The sequence below is a fragment of the Cupriavidus sp. GW822-FHT02D05 genome (assembly GCF_058802485.1).
In genome coordinates this window covers 187,936-212,177 of the sequence record NZ_JBXAOE010000005.1, presented here as the reverse complement: position 1 = coordinate 212,177, position 24,242 = coordinate 187,936, and the positions used below count along the sequence as shown (strand labels likewise).

At 65.3% G+C, this 24,242-nt stretch carries 19 protein-coding genes and 1 pseudogene; 16 read left to right on the top strand and 4 right to left on the bottom strand.

Annotated features, from left to right (window positions below):
• Positions 1–42 precede the first annotated feature (42 nt).
• Both ligA and def read left to right on the top strand, forming a co-directional pair.
• Positions 43–2,169, top strand: a complete 2,127-nt coding sequence (gene ligA / locus AC1RQK_RS09000) for an NAD-dependent DNA ligase LigA (protein ID WP_492808599.1) — start codon at positions 43–45, stop codon at positions 2,167–2,169.
• On the top strand, positions 2,166–2,699 hold the full coding sequence (def, locus tag AC1RQK_RS08995) for a peptide deformylase (protein WP_492371695.1): 534 nt from the start codon (positions 2,166–2,168) through the stop codon (positions 2,697–2,699). Before ligA ends, def begins: the two co-directional genes overlap by 4 nt.
• A gap of 28 nt (positions 2,700–2,727) precedes the next feature.
• On the opposite strand, the gene AC1RQK_RS08990 is transcribed toward def, so the two are convergent.
• A complete protein-coding gene (locus AC1RQK_RS08990) occupies positions 2,728–3,672 on the bottom strand; it encodes a LysR family transcriptional regulator (protein ID WP_492808597.1) in 945 nt (314 codons plus the stop codon).
• A gap of 170 nt (positions 3,673–3,842) precedes the next feature.
• Between AC1RQK_RS08990 and AC1RQK_RS08985 the strand changes: the two genes are divergently transcribed.
• Positions 3,843–4,994: a hypothetical protein gene (locus AC1RQK_RS08985; RefSeq protein ID WP_492808595.1), complete on the top strand. Its 1,152-nt coding sequence runs from the start codon at positions 3,843–3,845 to the stop codon at positions 4,992–4,994.
• A gap of 235 nt (positions 4,995–5,229) precedes the next feature.
• On the opposite strand, the gene AC1RQK_RS08980 is transcribed toward AC1RQK_RS08985, so the two are convergent.
• The 3 genes and pseudogenes from AC1RQK_RS08980 to map all read right to left on the bottom strand — a co-directional run.
• Positions 5,230–6,834: a pseudouridine synthase gene (locus tag AC1RQK_RS08980; protein WP_492808593.1), complete on the bottom strand. Its 1,605-nt coding sequence runs from the start codon at positions 6,832–6,834 to the stop codon at positions 5,230–5,232.
• 23 nt (positions 6,835–6,857) lie between these two features.
• Entirely contained in the window at positions 6,858–9,443 is a 2,586-nt protein-coding gene (locus tag AC1RQK_RS08975) for a [protein-PII] uridylyltransferase (RefSeq protein WP_492371723.1), read from the bottom strand.
• 67 nt (positions 9,444–9,510) lie between these two features.
• Positions 9,511–10,332, bottom strand: a pseudogene (gene map, locus AC1RQK_RS08970) (type I methionyl aminopeptidase); the annotation flags it as partial.
• 404 nt (positions 10,333–10,736) lie between these two features.
• Between map and rpsB the strand changes: the two are divergent.
• The 13 genes from rpsB to lpxA all read left to right on the top strand — a co-directional run bounded on the left by rpsB (position 10,737) and on the right by lpxA (position 24,234).
• The gene (gene rpsB / locus AC1RQK_RS08965) at positions 10,737–11,480 is read left to right on the top strand and encodes a 30S ribosomal protein S2 (RefSeq protein ID WP_043346950.1); all 744 of its coding nucleotides are present in this window, start codon (positions 10,737–10,739) and stop codon (positions 11,478–11,480) included.
• A 265-nt stretch (positions 11,481–11,745) separates the two neighbouring features.
• Positions 11,746–12,624, top strand: coding sequence for a translation elongation factor Ts (tsf, locus tag AC1RQK_RS08960; RefSeq protein WP_492371699.1), 879 nt, complete (start codon positions 11,746–11,748; stop codon positions 12,622–12,624).
• Positions 12,625–12,950: 326 nt separating this feature from the next.
• A complete protein-coding gene (gene pyrH / locus AC1RQK_RS08955) occupies positions 12,951–13,661 on the top strand; it encodes a UMP kinase (protein ID WP_043346948.1) in 711 nt (236 codons plus the stop codon).
• A 120-nt stretch (positions 13,662–13,781) separates the two neighbouring features.
• Complete coding sequence (gene frr, locus AC1RQK_RS08950) at positions 13,782–14,342, top strand: ribosome recycling factor (RefSeq protein ID WP_043346946.1); 561 nt, start codon at positions 13,782–13,784, stop codon at positions 14,340–14,342.
• Between the two features lie 53 nt (positions 14,343–14,395).
• Entirely contained in the window at positions 14,396–15,169 is a 774-nt protein-coding gene (uppS, locus tag AC1RQK_RS08945) for an undecaprenyl pyrophosphate synthase (RefSeq protein WP_492371700.1), read from the top strand.
• Between the two features lie 38 nt (positions 15,170–15,207).
• Entirely contained in the window at positions 15,208–16,029 is an 822-nt protein-coding gene (locus tag AC1RQK_RS08940) for a phosphatidate cytidylyltransferase (protein WP_492371701.1), read from the top strand.
• An 11-nt stretch (positions 16,030–16,040) separates the two neighbouring features.
• Positions 16,041–17,219 (top strand): 1-deoxy-D-xylulose-5-phosphate reductoisomerase, encoded by a 1,179-nt coding sequence (gene ispC / locus AC1RQK_RS08935; protein ID WP_492808591.1) that lies wholly within the window; start codon positions 16,041–16,043, stop codon positions 17,217–17,219.
• Between the two features lie 138 nt (positions 17,220–17,357).
• Positions 17,358–18,749, top strand: a complete 1,392-nt coding sequence (gene rseP, locus AC1RQK_RS08930; RefSeq protein WP_492808589.1) for an RIP metalloprotease RseP — start codon at positions 17,358–17,360, stop codon at positions 18,747–18,749.
• Positions 18,750–18,844: 95 nt separating this feature from the next.
• Positions 18,845–21,178: an outer membrane protein assembly factor BamA gene (bamA, locus tag AC1RQK_RS08925; protein WP_492371704.1), complete on the top strand. Its 2,334-nt coding sequence runs from the start codon at positions 18,845–18,847 to the stop codon at positions 21,176–21,178.
• Positions 21,179–21,214: 36 nt separating this feature from the next.
• Positions 21,215–21,742: an OmpH/Skp family outer membrane protein gene (locus AC1RQK_RS08920; RefSeq protein WP_492371705.1), complete on the top strand. Its 528-nt coding sequence runs from the start codon at positions 21,215–21,217 to the stop codon at positions 21,740–21,742.
• 34 nt (positions 21,743–21,776) lie between these two features.
• Complete coding sequence (gene lpxD / locus AC1RQK_RS08915; RefSeq protein ID WP_492371706.1) at positions 21,777–22,883, top strand: UDP-3-O-(3-hydroxymyristoyl)glucosamine N-acyltransferase; 1,107 nt, start codon at positions 21,777–21,779, stop codon at positions 22,881–22,883.
• Positions 22,880–23,329 carry a 3-hydroxyacyl-ACP dehydratase FabZ gene (fabZ, locus tag AC1RQK_RS08910; protein WP_150983486.1) on the top strand — a complete coding sequence of 150 codons (450 nt, stop codon included), beginning with the start codon at positions 22,880–22,882 and terminating at the stop codon, positions 23,327–23,329. The genes lpxD and fabZ overlap by 4 nt, the downstream gene beginning before the upstream one ends.
• Positions 23,330–23,430: 101 nt before the next feature.
• Positions 23,431–24,234, top strand: coding sequence for an acyl-ACP--UDP-N-acetylglucosamine O-acyltransferase (lpxA, locus tag AC1RQK_RS08905; RefSeq protein ID WP_492371707.1), 804 nt, complete (start codon positions 23,431–23,433; stop codon positions 24,232–24,234).
• Positions 24,235–24,242 lie beyond the last annotated feature (8 nt).

The window sequence follows — 24,242 nt, the reverse complement described above, 5'->3', positions numbered from 1 at the left end:
CGGCATCGACGATAACGACGACAACGGATTCAGCCCTTCAGCATGAGCACCAAACCAGAAGGTGCGGCGGCGCAAGCCCCCGCGCCTGTCAGCGATTCTCCCGCCGCGCGCGCCGACTGGCTGCGCGCCGAGCTGGAGCGCCACAATTACCAGTACTACGTCCTCGATGCGCCGTCGGTGCCCGATGCCGAGTACGACGCGCTGTTCCGCGAATTGCAGGATATCGAGGCCAGGCATCCCGAATTGCTGACACCTGAGTCGCCCACGCAGCGCGTGGGCGGCCAGCCGCTGTCGGCCTTCGATACGGTGCGCCACGCCATCCCGATGCTGTCGCTCAACAACGGCTTCGAGGATGAGGATGTGCTGGCCTTCGACCGTCGTTGCGCGCAGGGGCTGGGGCGTGCCGCCCCAGCCGAGGGCGCGGCTGACCTGTTCAGCGCCGCCGAGGCGGTGGAGTATGCCTGCGAGCTGAAGTTCGATGGCCTGGCCATGTCCTTGCGCTACGAGGCCGGCCGGCTGGTGCAGGCCGCCACCCGCGGCGACGGCGAAACCGGCGAGGACGTGACCGTCAACGTGCGCACCATCAAGGCGATTCCGCTGCGCTTGCGCGGGGAAGCTGAGGCCTTGCCGGCGGTGCTGGAAGTGCGCGGGGAAGTCTTCATGTATCGCCGCGAATTCGACAAGCTCAATGCGCGGCAGGCCGAGGCCGGGGAAAAGACCTTCGTCAATCCGCGCAATGCCGCCGCCGGCAGCCTGCGCCAGCTGGATCCACGCATCACCGCCAAGCGTCCGTTGTCGTTCTTTGCCTACGGGCTGGGCGAGCTGCAAGGCGCGCCGCGTCCCGAGACGCACAGCGCCATGCTCGACTGGTTCGCCGGGTTTGGCATGCCGGTCTGCACGGAGCGCGAAGTCGTGCGGGGCGCGGACGGCTTGCTGAGCTTTTATCGCGGCGTGGGCGAGCGGCGCGCGGCGTTGCCCTACGACATCGACGGCGTGGTGTACAAGGTCAATGCGCTGGCCGAGCAGGAGCGCCTTGGCTTCGTGTCGCGCGCGCCGCGCTTCGCGCTGGCGCACAAGTTCCCGGCCCAGGAAATGACCACGGTGGTTGAAGACATCGAGGTGCAGGTTGGCCGCACCGGCGCCATCACGCCGGTAGCGCGGTTGGCGCCGGTGTTCGTGGGCGGCGTGACGGTGACCAATGCCACGTTGCACAACGAGGACGAAATCCGCCGCAAGGACGTGCATATCGGCGATACCGTGATTGTGCGGCGCGCGGGCGACGTGATTCCCGAAGTGGTGGCGGTGGTGCCGGAGCGCCGGCCCGCCGACGCACGCGCCTTCGTCATGCCCACCGCATGCCCGGTGTGCGGATCGCACATCGAGAAGCTGGAAGGCGAGGTGATCGCGCGCTGCACTGGTGGGCTGATCTGCGCGGCTCAGCGCAAGCAGGCGCTGCTGCATTTCGCGCAGCGCCGCGCCATGGATATCGAAGGCCTGGGCGACAAGGTGGTCGAGCAACTGGTCGACATGGCTATCGTGCACACGCCGGCCGATCTCTACAAGCTCGGCGTCGCCAAGCTGGCCGCGCTGGACCGGATGGCCGACAAGTCGGCCACCAACCTGGTGGCAGCCATCGAGGCGTCGCGCGAGACCACGTTCAACCGCTTTATCTTCTCGCTTGGCATCCGCCATGTGGGCGAAGCGACGGCCAAGGACCTGGCCAAGCATTTCGGCAAGCTCGATGGGCTGCTGGCAGCCGACGAGGCCGCCTTGCTGGAGGTCAACGACGTGGGGCCGGTGGTGGCGCAGTCCATCGCCAACTTCCTGGCCGAGCCGCACAATGTGGAAGTCATCGAGCAACTGCGTGCAGCCGGCGTGCACTGGCCGGAAAGCGAGCCGGCGGAGCGCGCCGCGCCCGCGCCGCTGGCCGGCAAGACGTTCGTGCTGACTGGCACGCTGCCCACGCTGTCGCGCGAAGACGCCAAGGAAAAGCTGGAAGCGGCCGGCGCCAAGGTGGCCGGCTCGGTGTCGAAGAAGACCGACTATGTGGTGGCTGGCGCGGAAGCCGGCAGCAAACTGGAAAAGGCCGAGGCGCTCGGCGTGCCCGTGCTGGACGAGGCCGCCTTGCTGGCTTTGCTGGCCGAGCTTAATACCGGAGATCAAGCATGATCCGTGACATTCTCAAGATGGGCGACCCGCGCCTGCTGCAGGTAGCGCGCCCTGTCACGCGCTTCAACACGCCCGAGTTGCGCATCCTGATCGACGATATGTTCGACACCATGGATCACGCCAATGGTGCTGGCCTGGCCGCGCCGCAGATCGGCGTGGACCTGCAGGTGGTGATCTTCGGCTTCGACCGCAATCCGCGCTATCCCGACGCCCCCACCGTGCCCAAGACCGTACTGATCAATCCCGAGCTGACGCCGCTTGGCGAGGAGCAGGATGAAGCCTGGGAAGGCTGCCTGTCGGTGCCGGGGCTGCGCGGGGTGGTGCCGCGTTTCACGCGCCTGAAGTACACCGGCTTTGACTTGATGGGCGGGCGCATCGAGCGCGTGGCCGAGGATTTCCACGCGCGCGTGGTGCAGCATGAATGCGACCACCTGCAGGGCATCCTCTATCCCATGCGGGTGACGGACTTCACGCGCTTCGGATTTACCGATGTGCTGTTCCCCGACCTGCCTCCGAATAGCGATGACTGACTGGCGACGACTGACCCGCGACGACTGATCAGCGATTGCCCTGGCGGCGATGGCGTGCCGCGATGCGGTGGGTCAGGGCGACCAGTGCCGCGCAGGCAGGATTGTCGTCTCGCTCCCGGTAAGCCAGCGTCAGCGGCGCGCGCAACTGGTCGGCTTCTTCCATGCGGCGGTAAGCCACGCCGTGCGGGTTGAGCCCGGCCATCGAGGCCGGTACCACGGTCACGCCGGCGCCGGCGGCTACCAGGTTCAGGTTGCTCAGCATGCGCTCGACTTCAGCGCCCACGCGCGGCGTGAAGCCCAGCCGCTCGCACACCTTCAGCAGATCGCCATACATGCCCGGCGCGCCCGGGCGCCGCACCAGGATGAACGCATCGTCTGCCAGCGCGCGCAGCGAGATGGCTTCCTGGGCCGCTGCGTGGGCCGGCGCGCCGCGCTTGCGCAGCAGCGGATGGTCCAGCGGCAGCGCGATCACCATTTCCTCTTCCAGCAGCAACTCGAAACGCAGGCCTTCGGGGCGTCCCACCGGCGCGCGCAGCAGTGCGACATCGAGCGTGCCCGCGGTGAGTTGCTCGATGACCTCGGCGGCGTTGTTCTCGCTGAGCTTGAGCGCGATGCCGGGAAAGCGGCGGCGGCAGGCGCGCAGTACCTCGAGCGTCAGCTTATGCGCGGCTGCCGAGCTGGTGAATCCGACCGATAGCATGCCTTGCTCGCCGCGCGCCATGCGTTGCATGCGCTGGCGCATCTGGTCCAGGCGCGCGAAGATGTCTAGCGCGTCGGTACGCAGCGCGTGCCCGGCGGCGGTGAGCGCCACACCGCGCGGCTGGCGCTCGAACAGGATCACGCCTAGCTCCGTCTCGAGCGCCTTCAACTGTTGCGACAGCGGAGGTTGCTGGATGCCGAGCTGCTCGGCGGCGCGCGTGATGTGGCCTGTTTCGGCTACCGCGAGAAAGTAGCGAAGGTGTCTCAGTTCCATGGTGTCTTTGCGGGCCGGGCGCTGTAGAAGGCATATCTTTTCGATATGTATTTCCACTGTGGCATATATTTTACATCCAGGTCGCGGGAGCCTAGGATGACACGGCTTTACGAACGAAAACACGGGCGCGCGCCAGGCGGCGCGCCGCATCGAGCACCGGGAGACAGGACATGAAAACACTTCGCCTTGCGCATTGCGCATCGATTGCACTGATTGCGCTAGCCGCGGCGGCCCAGTTTGGCTGCGCCGCCCCGGGCGTGGACAGTGCCGCGAGCGCGAAGCAGGCCGCACCGGCGCCCGGCACGGCGGCGCAAGCTGCCGCGCCCCAATGGCAGCGGGTCAGGCTCGGCGCGGGCGCTGGCGCCTACGATTTTCCGGTCTACGCCAACCATCCGCTGGACGCGGACCTGCGCGGTATCCGCGAGGTGATCTTCGTCCAGCACGGGCTGCAGCGTAACGGCGACGACTACTTCGCGGCCGGCGCGGCGCTGCTCAAGCAAACCGGGCGCAATCCCGACGAGGTGCTGCTCATCGCGCCGAACTTTCCCGGCACGCCGGATGCGGCCAAGGGCAAGCATTTCGACGGCATGCCGATATGGAGCGTGCAGGGCTGGATGAGCGGGGAGGATGCGGTCAACCCGCCGTTCTCGGTCAGCTCGCTGCAGGTGCTGGACGATCTCGTCGGCATGGTGACCAACAAGGCCCGTTTTCCGGCGGTGACCCGCGTGACGGTGGCCGGCCACTCCGGTGGCGCGCAACTGGTGCATCGCTATGCGGTGCTGAACAATGTCGACGAGCGTATCCGCGCGGGCGGCATCGATCTGCGCTACGTAGTGGCGAATCCTTCGTCGTATCTGTATTTCACGCCGGAGCGCCCACGCGGCAAGGGCTTTGCGCCCTATGACACGGCCATTTGCGCGGACTACGACAAATACCGCTACGGCATGCGCGACATGGTGCCCTATGCGCGCGGTGCGACCGGCGATGCGCTGTTCCGCCGCTATCTCCAGCGCCAGGTGACCTACCTTGTGGGCTCGGAAGATAACGACCCCAACCACCGCGTGCTCGACAAGGCCTGCGGCGCCGAGGCCGAAGGCCCGACCCGGCTGGAGCGCGCGCGCGGCTACCTGCGCTACGCGCAGTACCTTGCCGCGCCGATGGGCAGCCAGCGCCCGCCGGTGCGCCACCAGGCGTTCGAGGTGGTAGGCGTCGGGCACAACCAGCACCGGATGCTTGGCTCGCAATGCGGCGCCAAGGCAGTGTTCGGGCTGGCGGAGACGGCCAATGCGGACGGCGCGGCTTGCCGTGCGCCGCGGCTGTGAAGCGATTGGCGCAGGGCAGGGCGCCCGCTTGAGGCATGGCTTGAGGCATTGGCTATGCGAGGCCGCTGGGTTTGTCCCGGCGGCCAGACCGGGCAAGCGATGCTAGGGTGTCGAGTGCCACGTGCCTGGCAATGGCACGGCGCGTGGCATCATGCGATCGAGCCGGTGAGTATGCGGCTCGGCAGATGCGCGCTGGTGGCCATGGCGGCCGCCAGCTTGCTTTTTCGCCTGGCGCTCAGAACTTCTCGAAGGCGCCGAGGAAGCGCCACTGGCCCACCGGCAGGTCGCCCAGCACGATGCGGCCCATGCGCACGCGCTTCAGTCCCACGACCCGCAGGCCAACCTGTTCGCACATGCGGCGGATCTGGCGCTTCTTGCCTTCGCGCAGGACGAAGCGCAATTGCTCCTCGTTCTGCCAGCTCACCTTGGCCGGCTTGAGCGCTTCGCCATCCAGCGACAGGCCGTGGCGCAGCTTCTCGATCAGTTCCACCGGGAACACGTGCGAGATGTCGCGCTCGACCAGGCCTTCCGGCGAATCCCAGCTCACCCGCACCAGGTATTCCTTCTCGACGGTCGAATCCTCGCCGATCAGGTGGCGCGCAACGCGGCCGTCCTGGGTCAGCACCAGCAGGCCGGTGGAGTCGATGTCGAGCCGGCCGGCAGGTGCCAGGCTCTTGCGCTGCCACGGGGCAAAGCGCTTGCGGGTGGGGTCCAGCTCCCACTGGTTTTCCGGCGCGAACAGCACGGCGGCGGGCTCATAGCCATCTTCGGCCTGGCCCGACACGTAACCGACCGGCTTGTGCAGCAGCACGGTCACGCGTTCGCCTTGCTCGGAGCGTGCAGCCTGGTGGATCTCGATATTGGCGTCCGGGCTGATGCGCGAGCCCAGTTCGGTGACGGGCTGCCCGTCGACCAGTACCCAGCCGCGCGGAATCCATTCATCGGCTTCGCGGCGCGAGCACAGGCCGAGTTCCGACATCCGCTTGGACAGGCGTACCAGGCCATCCGAGCTGGGCTGGGGCGCGTTCTGTACGGGTGCGGCACGTTCCGTACGTTCCGCACGGGCGCCCTGGTAGTCACGCTGGCCGGCATCGCCGGCGCGGCGCGGACGGTCATTGTCGCCACCGTGAGCGGGACGGCGAGGGCGGTCGTCGCCCTGGCCCGCAAAGCGGCGCGGACGGTCCTGGCCTTCGCCGGGGCTGAAGCGGCGTGGACGATCGTTGCCTTCGCCTGGGCCGAAATTGCGTGGACGATCATTGCCTTCACCGGCAAAGCGGCGGGGACGGTCCTGGCCTTCGCCTGGGGCGAAACGCCGCGGACGGTCATTGCCTTCGCCAGCAAAGCGGCGGGGGCGATCCTGGCCTTCGCCAGGGGTGAAACGGCGCGGACGGTCCTGGCCTTCGCCGGAGCCGAAATTGCGCGGGCGGTCGTTGCCTTCGCCAGCAAAGCGGCGAGGCCGATCCTGGCCTTCGCCCGGGGTGAAACGGCGCGGACGGTCCTGGCCTTCGCCGGAGCCGAAATTGCGCGGGCGGTCGCTGCTGTCGCCGCCAAAGCGGCGGGGCCGATCCTGGCCTTCACCCGGGCCAAAGCGTCGCGGACGATCCTGGCCTTCGCCCGTGCGCGGGCCGCGCGGCGGGCGCTGGCCAGCGTCTTGCGCTTTCTTGCGGCCGCCGGCGCGTTCCTGTGCCTGCTTGATGCCGTCGACCACGGCGCGCACGCGTCCGCGGTTCAGGTCGGACACCCGCACCGGCCGGGTGGCGGCGGGTTTGCGGGCATTGCCCTCGGGCGCGGCGGTCTTGATGCCCAGCGTCTTGCGCTTGGGCGAATTGCTATCGGTCATATCTTCTATGTGGGGCGTCCGGCCTAGATGGCCAGCGCCGCCAGCAGGTCCTGTTCAAGCTGTAACTGCAGTTTGTTATCCGAGGCGAGGCGGCTGCCATCGACCAGGAAAACGTCTTCCACCCGCTCGCCGAGCGTATTGATGCGGGCGGTATGCACCGAGGTGCGATGTTTGGCCAGTACGCGGGAGATCGCGTACAGCAGGCCGGTGCGGTCGTTGGCCGACAAGGAAAGCAGGTAGTACTGGCCGCGTTCGTCGGGGCGCAGGTCCACGCGCGGCTTGATCGGGAAGCTGCGCGACTGGCGTGACAGCCGCCCCTGGGCGGGTTCCGGCAGCGTGCTTTGCTGCTGCAGGCGCTCGGCCAGTTCGTGCTCCACCAGCGCGATGATGTCGCGGTAGTTGCCGCTGGCATCGCTGCTGATGCCCGGGTCGGTCACCTGGAACGTATCCAGCGCATAGCCGTGGCGCGTGGTGTGGATCTTGGCTTCCTGGATGGAGAAGCTCTTGCGCTCGAAGTAGCCGCAGATGCGCGCGAACACGTCGGGCTGGTCCTTGACGTAGACTGCCACCTGCAGGCCTTCGCCCGCGGGCGACAGGCGCGCCTTGACCACCGGCACCGGACTGTCCACCTTGTTGTACAGGTGCCGCGTGAGCCAGGCGATGTCGCGCGCATCGTGGCGCAGGAAGAAGGCCACGTCGAGCTGGGCCCACAATGGCTTGCCCAGTTCCGGGTCAAACGCCTTGAGCCGCAGCTGCGCAATGGTGTCGTCCTTGCGCTGCGCCCACAGCGAGTGCGGGTCCACGCGCGCGCCGCCCAGCACGCGCAGCGTGATGCGGTAGAGGTCTTCCAGCAGCTTGCCCTTCCACGCGTTCCACACCTTGGGGCTGGTGCCGCGGATATCGGCCACGGTCAGCAGGTAGAGCGCGGTCAGGTAGCGTTCGGTGCCGACCACGCGGGCGAAGGCATGGATCACGTCCGCATCGGTCAGGTCTTGCTTCTGCGCGACATGGCTCATGGTCAGGTGATGCTCGACCAGCCAGGCGATCAGGTCGGCATCTTCGCGCTCGATGCCGTGCTGCTTGCAAAAGCGCCGCGCATCCGCCGTGCCGAGCTTGGAGTGATCGCCACCGCGGCCCTTGGCGATGTCGTGGAACAGCGCCGCCACCCACAGCACCCAGGGGCGGTCGAAGGTCGCCATCAACTGGCTGCAGAAGGGGAACTCGTGCGTGTGCTCGACGATGGCGAAGCGGCGCATGTTGCGCACCACCATCAGGATGTGCTGGTCCACCGTGTAGACGTGGAACAGGTCGTGCTGCATCTGCCCGACGATACGGCGGAAGTTGATCAGGTAGCGGCCCAGCACGCTGGTCTGGTTCATCAGGCGCAGCGCGTGGGTGATGCCCTGCGGCTCCTGCACGATGGCGAGGAACAGGCGGCGGTTCACCGGATCGTTGCGCCAGCTCGCGTCCATCACCGTGCGGGCGTTGTACAGGCCGCGCAGCGTGCGTGGCGACAAGCCCTTGACGCCCGGCGTGCGCTCGTACACCAGGAAGGTTTCCAGAATGGCGTGGGGCTCGCGCTCGTAGAGATCGTCGCTGGTGATCTCGAGCATGCCCTGGCGTTCCACGAAGCGCTCGTTGATGACGCGCGTCACCTTGGATTCGCTGGGGAACAGCATGGCCTCGATATTGAGCAGCAGCACGATATTGAGCTGCGTGACCGCCTTGGCTGCCCAGTAGTAACGGCGCATCAGCTGCTCGCTGGCGCGCTTGTTATTGTTCTGGCGGTAGCCGAAGGCCTCGGCCAGCGCGGTCTGCAGGTCGAACACCAGCACGTCCTGGCGGCGCCCGGCCACCAGGTGCAGCCGCGCGCGGATGGTTTTGAGCAGGCGCTCGTTGCGGGCGAGTTCCTGCGCTTCGCGCTCGCTCAGCAGCCCGCGCTCGAACAGTTCCTTCCAGCTGTCGCCCAGCCCCGCGGCCTTGGTCATCCACAGGATCACCTGCAGGTCGCGCAGGCCGCCGGGGCTTTCCTTGCTGTTGGGCTCGAGCGAGTAGGGCGTGTCCTGGTACTTGGCGTGGCGCTGGCGCATTTCCAGCAGCTTGGCCTGGAAGAAGGCGCGCGGGTCCAGGTCGGCCTGGTAGCGCGTCTGCAGCTCGGCAAACAGCTTGCGGTTGCCCGTCAGCAGGCGCGCTTCCAGCAAGGACGTCTGGATCGTCACGTCCTGGCGCGATTCGCGGATGCAGTCGTCCACGGTGCGCACGGCGGAGCCGATTTCAAGGCCCAGGTCCCAGCACAGGCCAATGAATTTCTCCAGCCTGGAGGTGGTGTCCTCGTCGGGTTCCGATGGCAGCAACAGCAGCACATCCACATCGGAAAACGGGAACAGCTCGCCGCGCCCGTAGCCGCCCACCGCCACCAGCGCGCTGTCGTCCGGCAGGCCCAGGCCGCGCCAGGCCTCGACCAGCGCGGCATCGACCGCGCGCCGCAGGCGCGTCAGCAGGTGGCCGACATGGCCGTGCGCGTTGAAGTCCGCGAACACGGCTTGCTTGTCGGCTTTCAGCTGATCGCGAACACGGGTGGCGAGGATGATTTCCGGCGTGGCGTCCATGGCTAGGGCTTGGGGCATCGAAGGGACAGCTGAAACAAGAAGGGCGCCAACTTTGGCGCCCGTAGCGTCAGGCTGCAACAGAATCAGTGACGAACGACGGCGGCGCCTGCGTGCCCGCGGAGACGGTGAGCACGTCGTAGCCGGTCTCGGTCACCAGGATGGTGTGCTCCCACTGCGCGGACAGGCTGCGGTCACGCGTCTTGACGGTCCAGTGGTCGGGCATGGTGCGGATATCGCGCTTGCCGGCGTTGACCATCGGCTCGATCGTGAAGATCATGCCGGCCTGGATTTCCATGCCGGTGCCGGGGCGGCCGTAGTGCAGGATCTGCGGGTCCTCGTGGAAGTTCTTGCCGATGCCATGGCCGCAGTACTCGCGTACCACGGTATAGCCGGCCGCTTCCGCATGGACCTGGATCACATGGCCGATATCGCCGAGGCGGGCGCCGGGGCGCACCTGGGCGATGCCCTTCCACATGCATTCGAAAGTGATCTGCGCCAGGCGCTTGGCCAGGATCGAGCCCTCACCAGCAATGAACATGCGGCTGGTGTCGCCGTAGTAGCCTTCCTTGGTGATCACGGTGATGTCGAGGTTCACCGCGTCGCCGGACTTCAGCACGCGCTCGCCCGGGATGCCATGGCAAATCACGTCGTTGACCGACGTGCAGATGGCGCCGGGGAAGGGGGGGTAGCCGGGCGGCGCATAATTCAGTGGCGCGGGTACCGTGCCCTGCACATCGCGCATATAGGCGTGGCACAGCCGGTCGAGTTCGCCGGTGGTGACCCCCGGCTTGACGAAGGGCGTGATGTAGTCGAGGACCTCGGAGGCCAGCCGGCAGGCTACCCGCATTTGGGCGATATCGTCGGCGTTCTTGATATGGATGCTCATGCTGCTCGCAAAAGTGGCGGCGAAGCCACGGGCTGCGCCTCAAATTGAATCTGAAAGTGGGATTATCGCACCATCGGGCACCAACCGCAGCCGAAAACGGGCTTCGCCGGCTACAGCCGCCTGCTTTTCATGGCAAGTGGCCCCTTGAGCGAAGTCCTATTTTGTTGCTACAATCGCTGGCTAGCCTTCTTGCGGCTACCTGGCAGGTCGATGTGACCTTGGACCTTGCGGGCAGCGGCTGGCGGGCTGGGCAGTCACTACTGTGCTGCGGTAGTGCTACGGTATTTGGCAGGCGCCTTGCGCTTATTAAATACAAAGTTATTGAAATTGCGAGTCCGTCCATCCGGGGTGTTCCTTTTCAGGAATGTCGGGGCGGACTTCAGACCTAACCCTTTTGGAGATTTTTCATGTCCGTTACCATGCGCGAAATGCTGGAAGCCGGTTGCCACTTCGGCCACCAAACCCGCTTCTGGAACCCCAAGATGGCTCCGTACATCTTCGGCCATCGCAACAAGATCCATATTATCAACCTCGAAAAGACGTTGCCGATGTTCCAGGACGCGCTGAAGTACGTGCGTCAACTGGCAGCAAACCGCGGCACCGTGCTGTTCGTGGGCACCAAGCGTCAATCGCGCGAGATCCTGGCTGAAGAAGCAGGCCGCGCTGGCATGCCTTACGTCGATGCCCGCTGGCTCGGCGGCATGATGACCAACTTCAAGACCGTCAAGATCTCGATCAAGCGCCTGAAGGACATGGAAGCCGCCAAGGAAGCTGGCGCGCTGGAAACCATGAGCAAGAAGGAAGCGCTGATGTTCGAGCGCGAAATGGACAAGCTGCAAAAGTCCATCGGCGGCATCAAGGACATGGGCGGCGTGCCTGACGCCATCTTCGTGGTCGACGTCGGCTACCACAAGATTGCCGTGACCGAAGCCAAGAAGCTGGGCGTGCCCGTCATCGGCGTGGTCGATACCAACCACTCGCCGGAAGGCATCGACTACGTGATCCCGGGCAACGACGACTCGAGCAAGGCAGTTGCCCTGTACGTGCGCGGCGTGGCCGACGCGATCCTGGAAGGCCGTGCAAACGCCGTGCAGGACGTGGTTGAAGCCGCACGCGGCGGCGACGATTTCGTCGAAGTCGAAGAAGCCTAAAGGCTTGCTGCCGAGAGGACCCCGTACCGCGCGCATCGCAAGCTGACACATCATCGCTAGCCAACCGGCCCCTGGGCCGGGGCGCTGCGCGCAGCCGGGGGTTTTCCGGCAACCGAGGGGGCGAATCTTACGCCCCCTTTTTTCGAATTGTTGTCATCCGCCCCTGGCATGATCTGGCGCGGGTGAAGTTGAACTTACCTCCGGTCCCGGATCGCGCCACATCGACGGCGGGGTAGGGCGGGGCGAACCATTCAAGGAGTGACAAATGGCGGCAATTACCGCAAGCATGGTGGCAGAACTGCGCGCGAAGACCGACGCGCCGATGATGGAATGCAAGAAGGCCCTGACCGAGGCCGAAGGCAACCTGGAAAAGGCTGAAGAGCTGCTGCGCGTCAAGCTGGGCAACAAGGCCAGCAAGGCCGCTTCGCGCGTGACCGCCGAAGGCGTGGTCGTGTCCTTCATCGAAGGTACCACCGGCGCGCTGGTGGAACTGAACTGCGAAACCGACTTCGTGTCGAAGAACGACGACTTCATGGCGTTCTCGAACAAGGTCGCCGAGCTGGTCGCCAAGCAGAACCCGGCCGACGTGGCTGCGCTGTCGGCGCTGGAAATCGACGGCGTGACCGTGGAAGCCACCCGTACCGCCCTGATCGGCAAGATCGGCGAAAACCTGGCGATCCGCCGTTTTGCCCGCTATGCCAATGGCGGCAAGCTGGCTGCTTACCTGCACGGCACCCGCATCGGCGTGATGGTCGAGTTCGACGGCGACGAAACCGCCGCCAAGGACGTGGCCATGCACGTTGCCGCGATGAAGCCGGTGTCGCTGTCGTCCGCCGACGTGCCCGCCGACCTGATCGCCAAGGAACGCAGCATCGCCGAGCAAAAGGCTGCCGAATCGGGCAAGCCGGCCGAAATCGTCGCCAAGATGGTCGAGGGCTCGGTGCAGAAGTACCTGAAGGAAGTGTCGTTGTTCAACCAGACCTTCGTGAAGAACGACAAGCAGACCGTCGAGCAGATGCTCAAGGCCGCCAACACCACGGTCAAGGGTTTCACCCTGTACGTGGTCGGTGAAGGCATCGAGAAGAAGCAGGACGACTTCGCCGCTGAAGTGGCCGCCCAAGTGGCAGCTGCCCAAAAGGCCTGAAGTCCTGGCGGCCAGGGTGCCCGGTAGGGTGCCCCACCGGTCGCCGTATAATGCCGAGGGGCACCGCAAGGTGCCCCTCGGCACAAATGACCGCGCCGCGCTTACCCGTGCGGCGCGGGCTTGGTAGCCCGTTTCCGCAGTCGTCTGACCTGCCGTGCCCCAGGGGCGCTTTGAACGCGAGTTTTTCGTGTGTTATCGCGCTGTTGCCGTGCCGGAGCCAGGCCACCCCGAAAACCGGCTTTTATAGCGGCGGCACGCCGATCCGTGCCGCCTGCCTTCAAATTTCCGGCTCAACAGAACGAGCCGAACCAGCTCCGGGGATCAATATGCCAGCCTATAAGCGCGTCCTACTGAAATTGTCCGGCGAAGCCCTGATGGGCGATGATGCCTTCGGCATCAACCGCTCCACCATCGAAAGCATGGTCAATGACATCGCCGAGATCGTGAGGCTGGGCGTCCAGGTCGCGGTGGTGATCGGTGGCGGCAATATTTTCCGCGGCGTGGCCGGCGGGGCGGCGGGCATGGACCGCGCCACGGCTGACTACATGGGCATGCTGGCCACCATGATGAATGCGCTGGCCCTGCAGGATGCCATGCGCCACGCCGACATCGTGGGGCGCGTGCAGTCGGCCCTGCGCATGGACCAGGTGGTCGAGCCTTACATCCGCCCGCGCGCCATCCGCCAGCTGGAGGAGGGTAAGGTGGTGATCTTCGCCGCCGGCACCGGCAACCCGTTCTTCACCACCGATACCGCGGCGGCCCTGCGCGGCGCGGAAATCGGCGCGGAGATCGTGCTCAAGGCGACCAAGGTGGACGGCGTCTACACCGCCGACCCCAAGAAGGACCCCAGCGCCACGCGTTATACCACCATCTCCTTTGACGAGGCGATCTCGCGCAACCTGCAGGTGATGGATGCCACGGCATTCGCCCTGTGCCGCGACCAGAAGCTGCCGATCAAGGTGTTCTCCATCGTCAAGCCGGGTGCGCTCAAACGCGTAATCCTGGGCGAAGACGAAGGTACTCTGGTGCACGTATAAGTGCTGCACCAGGCGCTGGCGCGCTGCCGCCGAAGGTGGCGCGCGTGCCGGCAAAGAGTAGAATGATTCATTTTCGATCCCGCCGTCCAGGATCATGGTTACCCGTTTTCGGAGGTAAAGATGAGCGTCGCCGACACCAAGAAGAGCGTCGAGCAGAAAATGCAAAAGACCATTGAAGCGTTCAAGGCCGACCTGGCCAAGATTCGCACTGGTCGTGCACACACCGGTCTGCTCGACCACGTGCAAGTGGATTACTACGGCTCCCCGGTGCCGATCAGCCAGGTGGCCAACGTCGGCCTGGCCGATTCGCGCACCATCAGCGTGCAGCCTTGGGAAAAGAAGATGGTCAGCGCCATCGAGAAGGCCATCCGCGACGCGGACCTGGGCCTGAACCCGTCGACCATGGGCGAGACCATCCGCGTGCCCATGCCCATGCTGACCGAAGAGCGCCGCAAGGAACTCGCCAAGGTCGTCAAGGGCGAGGCCGAGGGCGCCAAGATCGCCGTGCGCAACCTGCGCCGGGATGCCAACGAGCAGTTCAAGAAGCTGGTCAAGGACAAAGCCATTTCCGAGGACGACGAGCGCCGCGGCCAGGACGATGTCCAGAAGCTGACCGACAAGTTCGTTGCCGAGATCGACAGGATGGTCGCCGAGAAGGACAAGGAGATCATGACGGTGTGACGCTTGATGCGGCGGCTTGCCAGCCGCCGCTGTGTCCGGTACCGTTTCCCATCATGCATCACATCAGTTCCACGCTCAGCGTCCCCGACTCTACCTATGTGCCCCGCCACGTCGCCATCATCATGGATGGCAACGGCCGCTGGGCGACCAAGCGGCACCTGCCACGCGTAGCCGGCCACAGCCGTGGCCTGGATGCCGTCCGGGCCGTGGTGGAGGCCTGCGCCGCGCGTGGCGTGCAGTACCTGACCCTGTTCGCGTTCAGTTCCGAGAACTGGCGCCGCCCGGCGGACGAAGTCTCGTTCCTCATGCGGCTGTTCATGACCGCGTTGCGCCGCGAGGTGGTCAAGATGCACGCCAACAATATCCGGGTGAGGGTGGTCGGCGACCTGAGTCGCTTCAGCCCGCGTATCCAGCAGCTGATCGCCGACGCCGAGGCCCGCACGGACAACAACACCGGCCTGACGGTGACGATCGCCGCCAATTACGGCGGCCGCTGGGATCTGCTCCAGGCCATGCGCAAGATGCTGGCGCGCTCGCCCATGCTCGATCCGGAGTCCGTTGACGAATCCATGCTCGCGCCGCACCTGGCCATGGCCTACGCGCCCGAGCCGGACCTGTTCATCCGCACCGGTGGCGAGCAGCGCATCAGCAATTTCCTGCTGTGGCAGCTGGCCTACTCCGAACTCTATTTCACCGACGTGTTCTGGCCGGATTTCAGCCCCGCCGAGCTCGACAAGGCGTTTGCCTCGTACCGGCAGCGCGAGCGCCGCTTCGGTCGTACCAGCGCGCAAGTGGTGGCACCACCCGGCCTTTCCGGCACCGCCTGAAGCCCGTTTTCCATTTTTTCACCGGAATCCCGCAGCGCATGCTTCTTACCCGTGTCATCACCGCCGTATGCCTGTTGCTGCTGATCCTGCCGATCCTGTTTCTGGCACCTCCGTCGGCGCTGGCCGGCCTGGTGGCGGTGATCGTCGTCCTGGCGGGCTGGGAATTCGGCCGCCTGATCGGGCTGCGCGGCTTCTGGCCCTATGTCTATGCGGTGGCCTGCCTGGTTGCCCTGATCGGCTGGCATGACGCCGCCGACCGCCAGGCGCTGACGCGCCTGCTGCAGATCGGCGTGGCCTGCTGGGGCGTCGCCGTGGTGCTGCTGGCGCGCGGCGTGCGCCAGGCGAGCCCGTCCTTTACCTTGCTGGGCGCCATTCTCGGCCTGTTCATGCTGCCCGCGTTCGGCCACGCCACCCTGATCCTGCGAGAGCTGGGCATCGGGGTGCTGCTGTCAGTAGCGGTGCTGGTCTGGGCGGCCGATATCGGCGCCTATTTCGTCGGCAAGGCCATCGGGCGGCGCAAGCTTGCCCCCACCATCAGCCCGGGCAAGTCCTGGGAAGGCGCCATCGGCGGCTGGCTGGTGGTGCTGCTGATCGCACTCGGGCTGGCCGCTACCCAAGCTTTTTCCCCGACCTGGTTCTCTCGCATGGCCGACCATAAGGGCCTGGCCGTCGTGGCGCTGCTGTCGACCCTGCTGGTGGTCGCCAGCGTGGTCGGCGATCTCTTCGAGTCGTTGCTCAAGCGCCAGGTTGGCATGAAAGACAGTAGCCGGCTGTTGCCCGGCCATGGCGGCGTGCTCGACCGGATCGACGCGCTGTTGCCCGTGTTTCCGCTGGCCGCCTTGCTGGCCATCTATCTTTGAGTTGATCTGATATGCGTCGTATTACCGTCCTGGGTGCCACCGGCTCGATCGGGGAAAGTACGCTTGATGTGGTCAAGCGCCACCCCGAGCGCTATGCCGTCCATGCGCTGACGGCGCACCGGCAGGTCGACAAACTGGCGGCGCAGTGCCGCGAGTTCCGCCCGGCGCACGCTGTGGTAGGCACCGCCCAGGCCGCAAGCGAGCTGCAGGCGCTGCTGCGTGCCGACGGCATCAAAACCGAGGTGGGCTATGGCGAAGCGGCCCTGGAAGCGGTGGCGGTCGATCCCGCGGCCGATTCGGTGATGGCCGCCATCGTCGGCGCCGCCGGGTTGCGTCCCACGCTGGCCGCGGCGCGGGCGGGCAAGCGCGTGCTGCTGGCCAACAAGGAAGCGCTGGTGATGTCGGGCCGGCTCTTCATGGATGCCGTGCGCGAGCACGGCGCCACGCTGCTGCCGATCGACAGCGAGCACAATGCCATCTTCCAGTGCCTGCCGGCGGACGATCCGCGCCTGAGCGCGGGCGTCTCCAAGATCCTGCTGACGGCTTCCGGCGGCCCGTTCCGGACTCGGGACCCGGCCACCTTGCACGATATCTCGCCGGACGAGGCCTGCGCCCACCCGAACTGGGTGATGGGCCGCAAGATCTCGGTCGACTCCGCCACCATGATGAACAAGGGGCTGGAGGTGATCGAGGCGCACTGGTTGTTCGCCGCGCCGGCGGACCGCATCGAGGTGCTGATTCACCCGCAGAGCATTGTGCATTCGATGGTGTCCTACGCGGACGGCTCGGTGCTGGCCCAGCTCGGCAACCCGGACATGCGTACGCCGATCGCCTACGGGCTCGCCTATCCCGAGCGCATGCACGCGGGCGTTTCCCCGCTGGACCTTACCCGTGCCGGCGCGCTGACCTTCGAAACCCCGGATCTGGCGCGTTTTCCCTGCCTGGGCCTGGCGTTCGACGCCTTGCGGGCGGGCGGGGTGGCCCCGGCCATCCTGAACGCCGCCAACGAGGTTGCCGTCGAGGCGTTCCTGCAAGGCCGGATCCGTTTTACCGACATCGCGCGCATCGTGGCGCAGGTGCTGACGCAGGCCTCGCCGGGCAGTGTCGACACGCTGGAAGGCGTGATGGACATCGACCAGGATGCGCGCCGCCGCGCTGGCGCCTTGCTGGAAAGCGCGCGTTCGTGCTGACGCCGGTGGCGGTGCGGCCGGGATCGGCGACAATAGCGGCGCACCGGCCGAGGCTGGCGCACCGGTTGCCGGGCCTCGTGCCCGGCGTCTACTTTGTGCCATCGGGGCGTTCCAGCCCCTGACGACAAGCTGCCTGCCATGCAAACCGTAATTGCTTTCGTCGCCGCCCTTTGCATCCTGATCTATTTCCATGAAATGGGTCACTACCTGGCCGCGCGCCTATGCGGGGTCAAGGTGCTGCGCTTCTCGATCGGCTTCGGGCGGCCGCTGGTGCGCTGGGTGTCCAAGGGGCGGGACCGTACCGAGTGGACCATCGCCGCGATTCCGCTCGGCGGCTACGTCAAGATGCTCGATGAGCGGGAGAGCGATCCGGGCCATGACGCGCCGCTCGATCCCGCGGACCTGCCACGCGCCTTCAACCGGCAACCGGTGGCCAAGCGCTTCGCGATTGTGGCGGCTGGTCCGCTGGCCAACTTTGCGCTGGCCATCGTGCTGTATTTCGTGCTGTTTGCCGGCGGCATGCGCGAGGCCGCGCCCATCGTCGCGGCGCCGCCTGCCGGCACCCCCGCGGCTGCGGCGGGCTTGCGCGAGGGCGACCGCGTGTTGGCGCTGCAGGCCAATGGCGAGACCGAGCAGGTGCGTTCCTGGAACGACCTGCGCATGGCCGTGTTCGCCCAGGGCTTTGGCGACGCCAGCGCGGTGCTGCACGTGCGCGCTGCCGATGGCGCCGAGCGCGATGTGAAGCTGCCGCGGTTGCCGAATACCGGCGGCAATCCCGAACAAGACCCGCTTGCCACCCTGGGGCTGGCCCTCAAGGGCGGGCCGGTGACGATCACTGAAGTCCTGCCGGACTCCGCTGCGCAACGCGCCGGCCTGCGCCAGGGCGATCGCGTGGTGGCCTGGCAAGGACACCCGCTGACCCAGGCTGGCGAACTGATCCGCGGGGTCAGGGCGCAGCCCGGCGCCGAGGTCACGCTTGGCATCGAGCGGGAGGGCCGGCGCCTGGATGTGCCCGTGAAGCTCGATACGGTTCCCGCGGCGCAGGGCGCCAGCGCGGCAGCCGCCGCCACTGGCAAGCTGGGCGCCGCGCTGAGCCAGGCGGTCGAGATGGAAACTGTGCGCTACCAGCCGGTCGAGGCGCTGAGCCGCGCGGTCGGGCAGGTCTGGAGCACCAGCGCGCTCTCGCTCAAGCTGCTCGGAAAGATGCTGGTGGGGCAGGCTTCGCTGCAGAACCTGAGCGGCCCGCTGACCGTGGCGGACTACGCGGGGCGCGCCGCCCACCTCGGCTGGCAGCCCTTTGTCGGCTTCCTGGCGTTGGTCAGTGTTAGCCTCGGTGTATTGAATTTGTTACCTATTCCGGTATTGGATGGGGGGCATTTGCTGTATTATTGCGTTGAATTTTTGACTGGCAGGCCCGTACCAGACCACTGGCAGGCTGTGCTGCAGAAGGTCGGCATCGCCTGCGTCTTGCTCCTGACTTCGCTCGCCTTGTTCAACGATGTCAGCCGGCTGTTTTTAGCGCGCGGCTAGACATAGGTTGCCGGCTGCGGCGTGCGGGTGTCACTGACACCCCGCGCCTGCCGAGCCAAAGCGCAGCCCCGTGAAGCATCGGAGCCCAATCCTGCATGGAATCAAAGAGGGGATCAAGATTGATCAGACATAAGCGCATCTCGCTGGGCGTGCTGGCGAGTGCCATCATCGCAGCCTGGACCCCAGTGAGTTGGGCCGCGGAGCCATTCGTCGTCAAGGACATTCGTGTCGAGGGCCTGCAGCGGGTCGAGCCGGGTACGGTGTTCGGCTACCTGCCGGTCAAGGTCGGCGAAACCTTCAGCGACGACAAGGGCGCGGACGCCATTCGTGCCCTGTATAACACCGGGTTCTTCAAGGACGTCCAGATCCGTTCCGAGGACGGCGTGCTGGTGGTCCAGGTGGAAGAACGTCCCGCCATTTCCCAGCTCGAATTCGTCGGCATCAAGGAATTCGACAAGGACACCCTGCGCCGCTCGTTGCGCGCGGTGGGCGTGGCCGAGGCCCGGTACTACGACAAGGCCCTGATCGACAAGGCAGAGCAGGAGCTCAAGCGTCAGTACGTGGCGCGTGGCTACTATGCCGCCGACGTCCAGACCACGATCACCCCGGTCGACCGCAACCGCGTGTCGGTGGTGTTCAATGTCGACGAAGGTCCGGTGGCCAAGATCCGCCAGATCAATATCGTCGGCAACAAGGCCTTCAAGGAAAGCACGCTGCGCGATGAAATGCAGCTGTCGACTCCGAACTGGCTGTCCTGGTACACCAAGAACGACCTGTATTCCAAGCAGAAGCTCACCGCCGACCTGGAAGCACTGCGTTCGTACTATCTGAACCGTGGCTACCTCGAGTTCGCCATCGAATCGACGCAGGTGTCGATCACGCCGGACAAGAAGGACATCTTCCTGACGCTGAACATCAAGGAAGGCGACCAGTACAAGGTGTCGGATATCCGCCTGGCGGGCGAGCTGCTCGGCAAGCAGGCCGAGATGGAAAAGCTGCTCAAGCTGCAGAAGGGCGAGGTCTTCTCGTCCGAGAAGCTGACCCAGAGCACCAAGGCCATTACCGACCTGCTGGGCACCTACGGCTACGCGTTCACCACCATCAACCCGCAGCCGCAGATCGACAAGGAAAAGCGTGAAGTCGCGCTGACCCTGATGGTCGATCCTGGCCGTCGCGTCTATGTGCGCCGCGTCAACGTGGTGGGCAACAGCAAGACGCGCGACGAAGTGGTGCGCCGCGAAATGCGCCAGATGGAAAGCTCGTGGTTCGACAGCGAAAAGCTGACGCAATCGCAGGCCCGTATCAACCGTACCGGCTACTTCACCGACACAAACATCACCACCGAGGACGTGCCCGGCGCGCCCGACCAGGTCGATGTCAACGTCAACGTGACCGAGAAGCCGACCGGGCAGATCAGCCTGGGCCTGGGCTTCTCCTCCACGGACAAGCTGGTGCTGCAAGCCGGCCTGCGCCAGGACAACGTGTTCGGGTCGGGTACCAGCCTGGGCCTGGACGTGAACACCGCGAAGTCCTTCCGCACGATCTCGCTGACGCAGTACGACCCGTATTTCACGGTGGACGGCATCAGCCGCTCAACCGATATCTACTACCGTACGTCGCGGCCGCTGTACTACACCGGTGACCAGGACTACAAGATCGTATCGGAAGGCGGCAACGTCAAGTTCGGCGTGCCGTTTACGGAAACCGATACCGTGTTCTTCGGTATCGGCTACGAGCGCACCCAGGTGACCATTTCGCCGAACACGCCGATCCAGTACGGCCAGTGGCTGAACAAGATCGGCAAGTCGAGCGGCGATCCGATCAACAACTTCCCGTTCACGATCGGCTGGGCCCGCGATCGCCGCGACAGCGCGCTGGTCCCCACCAAGGGACCCTACACGCAGGTCAACCTTGAAGTGGGCGTGCCCGGCGGCGATACGCAGTACTATCGCGCCAGTGCCCAGCAGCAATATTTCTATCCGCTGTCCAAGGCCTTCACGCTGGCCTTCAACGGTGAAGTGGCTTACGGTCACGGCTATGGCAACACGCCGTTCCCGGTGTTCAAGAACTTCTACGCCGGTGGTATCGGTTCGGTTCGCGGCTACCAGACCAGTACGCTGGGCAAGAAGGACCAGAACGGCAACCCGATTGGTGGCGCTTCCAAGATGATCGGCAACGTCGAATTCATCTTCCCGCTGCCGGGCTCTGGCGTGGACCGGACCCTGCGCCTGTTCACCTTCTTCGACTTTGGTAACGTGTACGAGGAAGGGGCCCCGATACTGTTCAGCCAGCTCAAGTATTCGACGGGCCTGGGCATGTCCTGGCTCTCGCCGATCGGTCCGCTCAAGATCAGCGTGGGCTTCCCGCTGAAGAAGGACGAGACCGACAAGGTGCAGCGCTTCCAGTTCCAGATCGGTACTGCGTTCTGATCGGGCATAGAAGATAGAAGATTGAGGAACGGATTCATGAAAACAACATTCCCACTGATCAAAAGCCTGACGGCGGCTGCGCTGACGGTTGGTGCGCTGCTGGCAGCCGCGCCCGCCACGGCGCAGGAAGCGCGCATCGCCGCGGTCAATTCCGAGCGTATCCTGCGTGATTCGGTGCCTGCCAAGCAGGCCCAGGTCAAGCTGGAACAGGAGTTCTCCAAGCGCGACCGCGAGTTGCAGGACATGGCCCAGAAGATCAAGGGCATGGCCGACAAGCTCGACAAGGACACCGCCGTGCTGGCCGATGCCGACCGCCAGCGCCGTCAACGCGAAGTGGCCGATCTCGATCGCGAATTCCAGCGCAAGCAACGTGAATTCCGCGAGGACCTGAACCAGCGCCGCAACGAGGAACTGGCCCAGGTGCTCGAGCGCGCCAACCGCGTGATCCGTCAGCTTGCGGAGCAGCGCAAGTACGACCTGATCGTGCAAGAGGCCGTGTACGTCAATCCTCGCATCGACATTACCGACGATGTGATGAAAGCGTTGAACGCCGGCAGCAAGTAAGCTGCCAGTTTTCGCCGTCCAAGGAAGTACTGCCATGCAAACACCCACACTGGGTCAGCTCGCCACCGATACCGGCGCGCAGGTTGTGGGTGATCCCGACCTCGCCGTGCGCGGCCTCGCGCCGCTCGACCAGGCCGGTCCCGACCAGCTCTCGTTTCTCTCGAATCCCCTGTACCTGCCGCAGGCGCTGGCCTCCGGCGCCGGCGCCGTGATTGTGTCGGCGACCGACCTGGAGCGCATTCGCGCCGAAGGGCAGGCCGACGGCCGCAACTGGCTGGTGGCACGCAATCCCTACGTGTGCTTTGCGCGAATCGCGCAGGGGTTCGATCGCCGTGCCAATACCGACCACCGTACCGGCATCGACCCGCGCGCCAGCGTGGCGCCCGATGCCGTGGTGCCGGCGTCCTGCTTTATTGGCCCCAACGTGGTGATCGAGAGTGGGGCCCGGCTAGGCGAGCGGGTGCGTATCCTGGCCAACGGCTTTGTCGGCGCCGGGGCGCAGATTGGCGATGACACGCTGATCTACGCCAATGTCTCGGTCTATCACCAATGCGTAGTGGGCATGAGGTGCATACTGCACAGCGGTGTGGTGCTGGGGGCGGATGGCTTCGGCTTTGCCCCGGACATTGGCCCGGCTGGCGTCGAGTACGTCAAGATTCCCCAGACCGGCCGCGCTGTGCTGGGCAATGACGTCGAGGTCGGCGCCAATACCGCCATCGACCGCGGCGCCATGGCCGACACGGTCATCGAGGACGGCTGCAAGCTCGACAACCAGGTACAGATCGCGCATAACGTGCGGGTGGGCGCGCATACTGTGATCGCGGGATGCGCAGCGATTGCCGGCAGTACCAAGGTCGGGCGCTTCTGCGTGATCGGGGGGTCTGCCAACTTTGCCGGCCACCTGAACATTGCCGACCGCACCACGGTGTCCGGTGGCACTTCGATCACTAAATCCATTTCCAAGCCCGGCGGGCATTTCACCAGCGTGTTCCCGGTCCAGCCGCATGGCGAGTGGGAACGCACCGCAGCCACCTTGCGAGGCCTGAGCAAATTGCGCGATCGCGTGATCCAGCTCGAGAAGCGCTTGCAAGGGCAGGACGCCGGCAAATCTATCCAGCATACCGAAGAGAAAAAACCATGAACGCCGTCGATATCGACATCCGCAAGATCCTCAAGCTGCTGCCGCATCGTTACCCGTTCCTGATGGTAGACCGCGTGCTTGAACTGGAGCCGCAAAAGCGTATCAAAACGCTGAAGAACGTCACCATGAACGAGCCGTACTTCCAGGGCCATTTCCCGGGTCACCCCGTAATGCCGGGTGTGATGATCCTCGAAGCGCTGGCGCAGTCGGCCGGCTTGCTGACCTTCGGCGAAGACGTAGAGCGCAAGGAAGACTCGCTGTATTACTTGGTCGGCATCGACGGCGCGCGCTTCAAGCAGGTCGTGACGCCGGGCGACCAGCTGCACATGACGGTATCTGTCGAGCGCTATATCCGCGGCATCTGGAAGTTCAAGGCATTTGCCACCGTCGACGACAAGGTGGCTTGTGAAGCTGAGTTGATGTGCACCGTCAAACAAGCCGACTAAGAAACCTGCCTTCGGGGCTACGCCCTGGGCAGGTCTTGGACGTATTTGGCTCACTGTGTTGACCGTTCAATCTTTTCATCTCAGACCATAGGACAGGACGCATGACGCAAATCCATCCCAGCGCACTGGTTGACCCGAAGGCCGAGCTTGCAGCCGACGTGACCGTCGGGCCGTTTTCCATCGTGGGTCCCAACGTGCGCCTTGGCAGCGGTACCCAGGTGGGCGCGCATACCACCATCGAAGGGCATACCACCGTTGGCGCGGATAACCGCATCGGGCCTTACGCTTCGGTGGGCGGCACGCCGCAGGACATGAAGTACCGCAACGAGCCGACCCGGCTTGTGATCGGTGATCGCAATACCATTCGCGAATTCACCACCATCCACACCGGCACGGTGCAGGACCAGGGCGTGACCAGCATCGGCGACGACAACTGGATCATGGCCTACGTGCACATCGCGCACGATTGCCAGGTGGGCAATCACACGGTGTTCTCCAGCAACGCGCAGATCGCCGGCCACGTGCAGGTGGGCGACTGGGCCATTCTTGGCGGGATGAGCGGGGTGCACCAGTTCGTGCGCATCGGCGCGCACGCCATGCTGGGCGGCGCCTCTGCCCTGGTGCAGGACCTGCCGCCGTTCGTGATCGCCGCTGGCGACAAGGGCGGCAATAAGGCTACGCCGCACGGCATCAACGTGGAAGGCATGCGCCGCCGTGGCTTTGACGCCGCGCAGATCGCGGCCCTGCGCCAGGCTTACAAGGTACTGTACAAGTCCGACCTGAGCTTTGAAGCCGCCCGCAACGAGATCGCGCAACTGATTGCGCAGGCCGAAGGCACCGCCACGGCTGCGTTGCAGGATTTCCTCGACTTCATTGCCGCCACGCAGCGCGGCATTGTGCGCTGAAGCCGGAT

What these genes read in the sequence shown, in the direction of transcription:
- fabZ (WP_150983486.1), top strand. Translation starts at nt 22,880, where the DNA reads ATGAACGCCGTCGATATCGACATCCGCAAGATCCTCAAGCTGCTGCCG.
- AC1RQK_RS08975 (WP_492371723.1), bottom strand. Translation starts at nt 9,443, where the DNA reads ATGGACGCCACGCCGGAAATCATCCTCGCCACCCGTGTTCGCGATCAG.
- lpxD (WP_492371706.1), top strand. Translation starts at nt 21,777, where the DNA reads ATGCAAACACCCACACTGGGTCAGCTCGCCACCGATACCGGCGCGCAG.
- AC1RQK_RS08940 (WP_492371701.1), top strand. Translation starts at nt 15,208, where the DNA reads ATGCTTCTTACCCGTGTCATCACCGCCGTATGCCTGTTGCTGCTGATC.
- ligA (WP_492808599.1), top strand. Translation starts at nt 43, where the DNA reads ATGAGCACCAAACCAGAAGGTGCGGCGGCGCAAGCCCCCGCGCCTGTC.
- bamA (WP_492371704.1), top strand. Translation starts at nt 18,845, where the DNA reads ATGGAATCAAAGAGGGGATCAAGATTGATCAGACATAAGCGCATCTCG.
- pyrH (WP_043346948.1), top strand. Translation starts at nt 12,951, where the DNA reads ATGCCAGCCTATAAGCGCGTCCTACTGAAATTGTCCGGCGAAGCCCTG.
- def (WP_492371695.1), top strand. Translation starts at nt 2,166, where the DNA reads ATGATCCGTGACATTCTCAAGATGGGCGACCCGCGCCTGCTGCAGGTA.
- frr (WP_043346946.1), top strand. Translation starts at nt 13,782, where the DNA reads ATGAGCGTCGCCGACACCAAGAAGAGCGTCGAGCAGAAAATGCAAAAG.
- AC1RQK_RS08990 (WP_492808597.1), bottom strand. Translation starts at nt 3,672, where the DNA reads ATGGAACTGAGACACCTTCGCTACTTTCTCGCGGTAGCCGAAACAGGC.
- lpxA (WP_492371707.1), top strand. Translation starts at nt 23,431, where the DNA reads ATGACGCAAATCCATCCCAGCGCACTGGTTGACCCGAAGGCCGAGCTT.
- rpsB (WP_043346950.1), top strand. Translation starts at nt 10,737, where the DNA reads ATGTCCGTTACCATGCGCGAAATGCTGGAAGCCGGTTGCCACTTCGGC.
- uppS (WP_492371700.1), top strand. Translation starts at nt 14,396, where the DNA reads ATGCATCACATCAGTTCCACGCTCAGCGTCCCCGACTCTACCTATGTG.
- AC1RQK_RS08920 (WP_492371705.1), top strand. Translation starts at nt 21,215, where the DNA reads ATGAAAACAACATTCCCACTGATCAAAAGCCTGACGGCGGCTGCGCTG.
- tsf (WP_492371699.1), top strand. Translation starts at nt 11,746, where the DNA reads ATGGCGGCAATTACCGCAAGCATGGTGGCAGAACTGCGCGCGAAGACC.
- AC1RQK_RS08980 (WP_492808593.1), bottom strand. Translation starts at nt 6,834, where the DNA reads ATGACCGATAGCAATTCGCCCAAGCGCAAGACGCTGGGCATCAAGACC.
- AC1RQK_RS08985 (WP_492808595.1), top strand. Translation starts at nt 3,843, where the DNA reads ATGAAAACACTTCGCCTTGCGCATTGCGCATCGATTGCACTGATTGCG.
- rseP (WP_492808589.1), top strand. Translation starts at nt 17,358, where the DNA reads ATGCAAACCGTAATTGCTTTCGTCGCCGCCCTTTGCATCCTGATCTAT.
- ispC (WP_492808591.1), top strand. Translation starts at nt 16,041, where the DNA reads ATGCGTCGTATTACCGTCCTGGGTGCCACCGGCTCGATCGGGGAAAGT.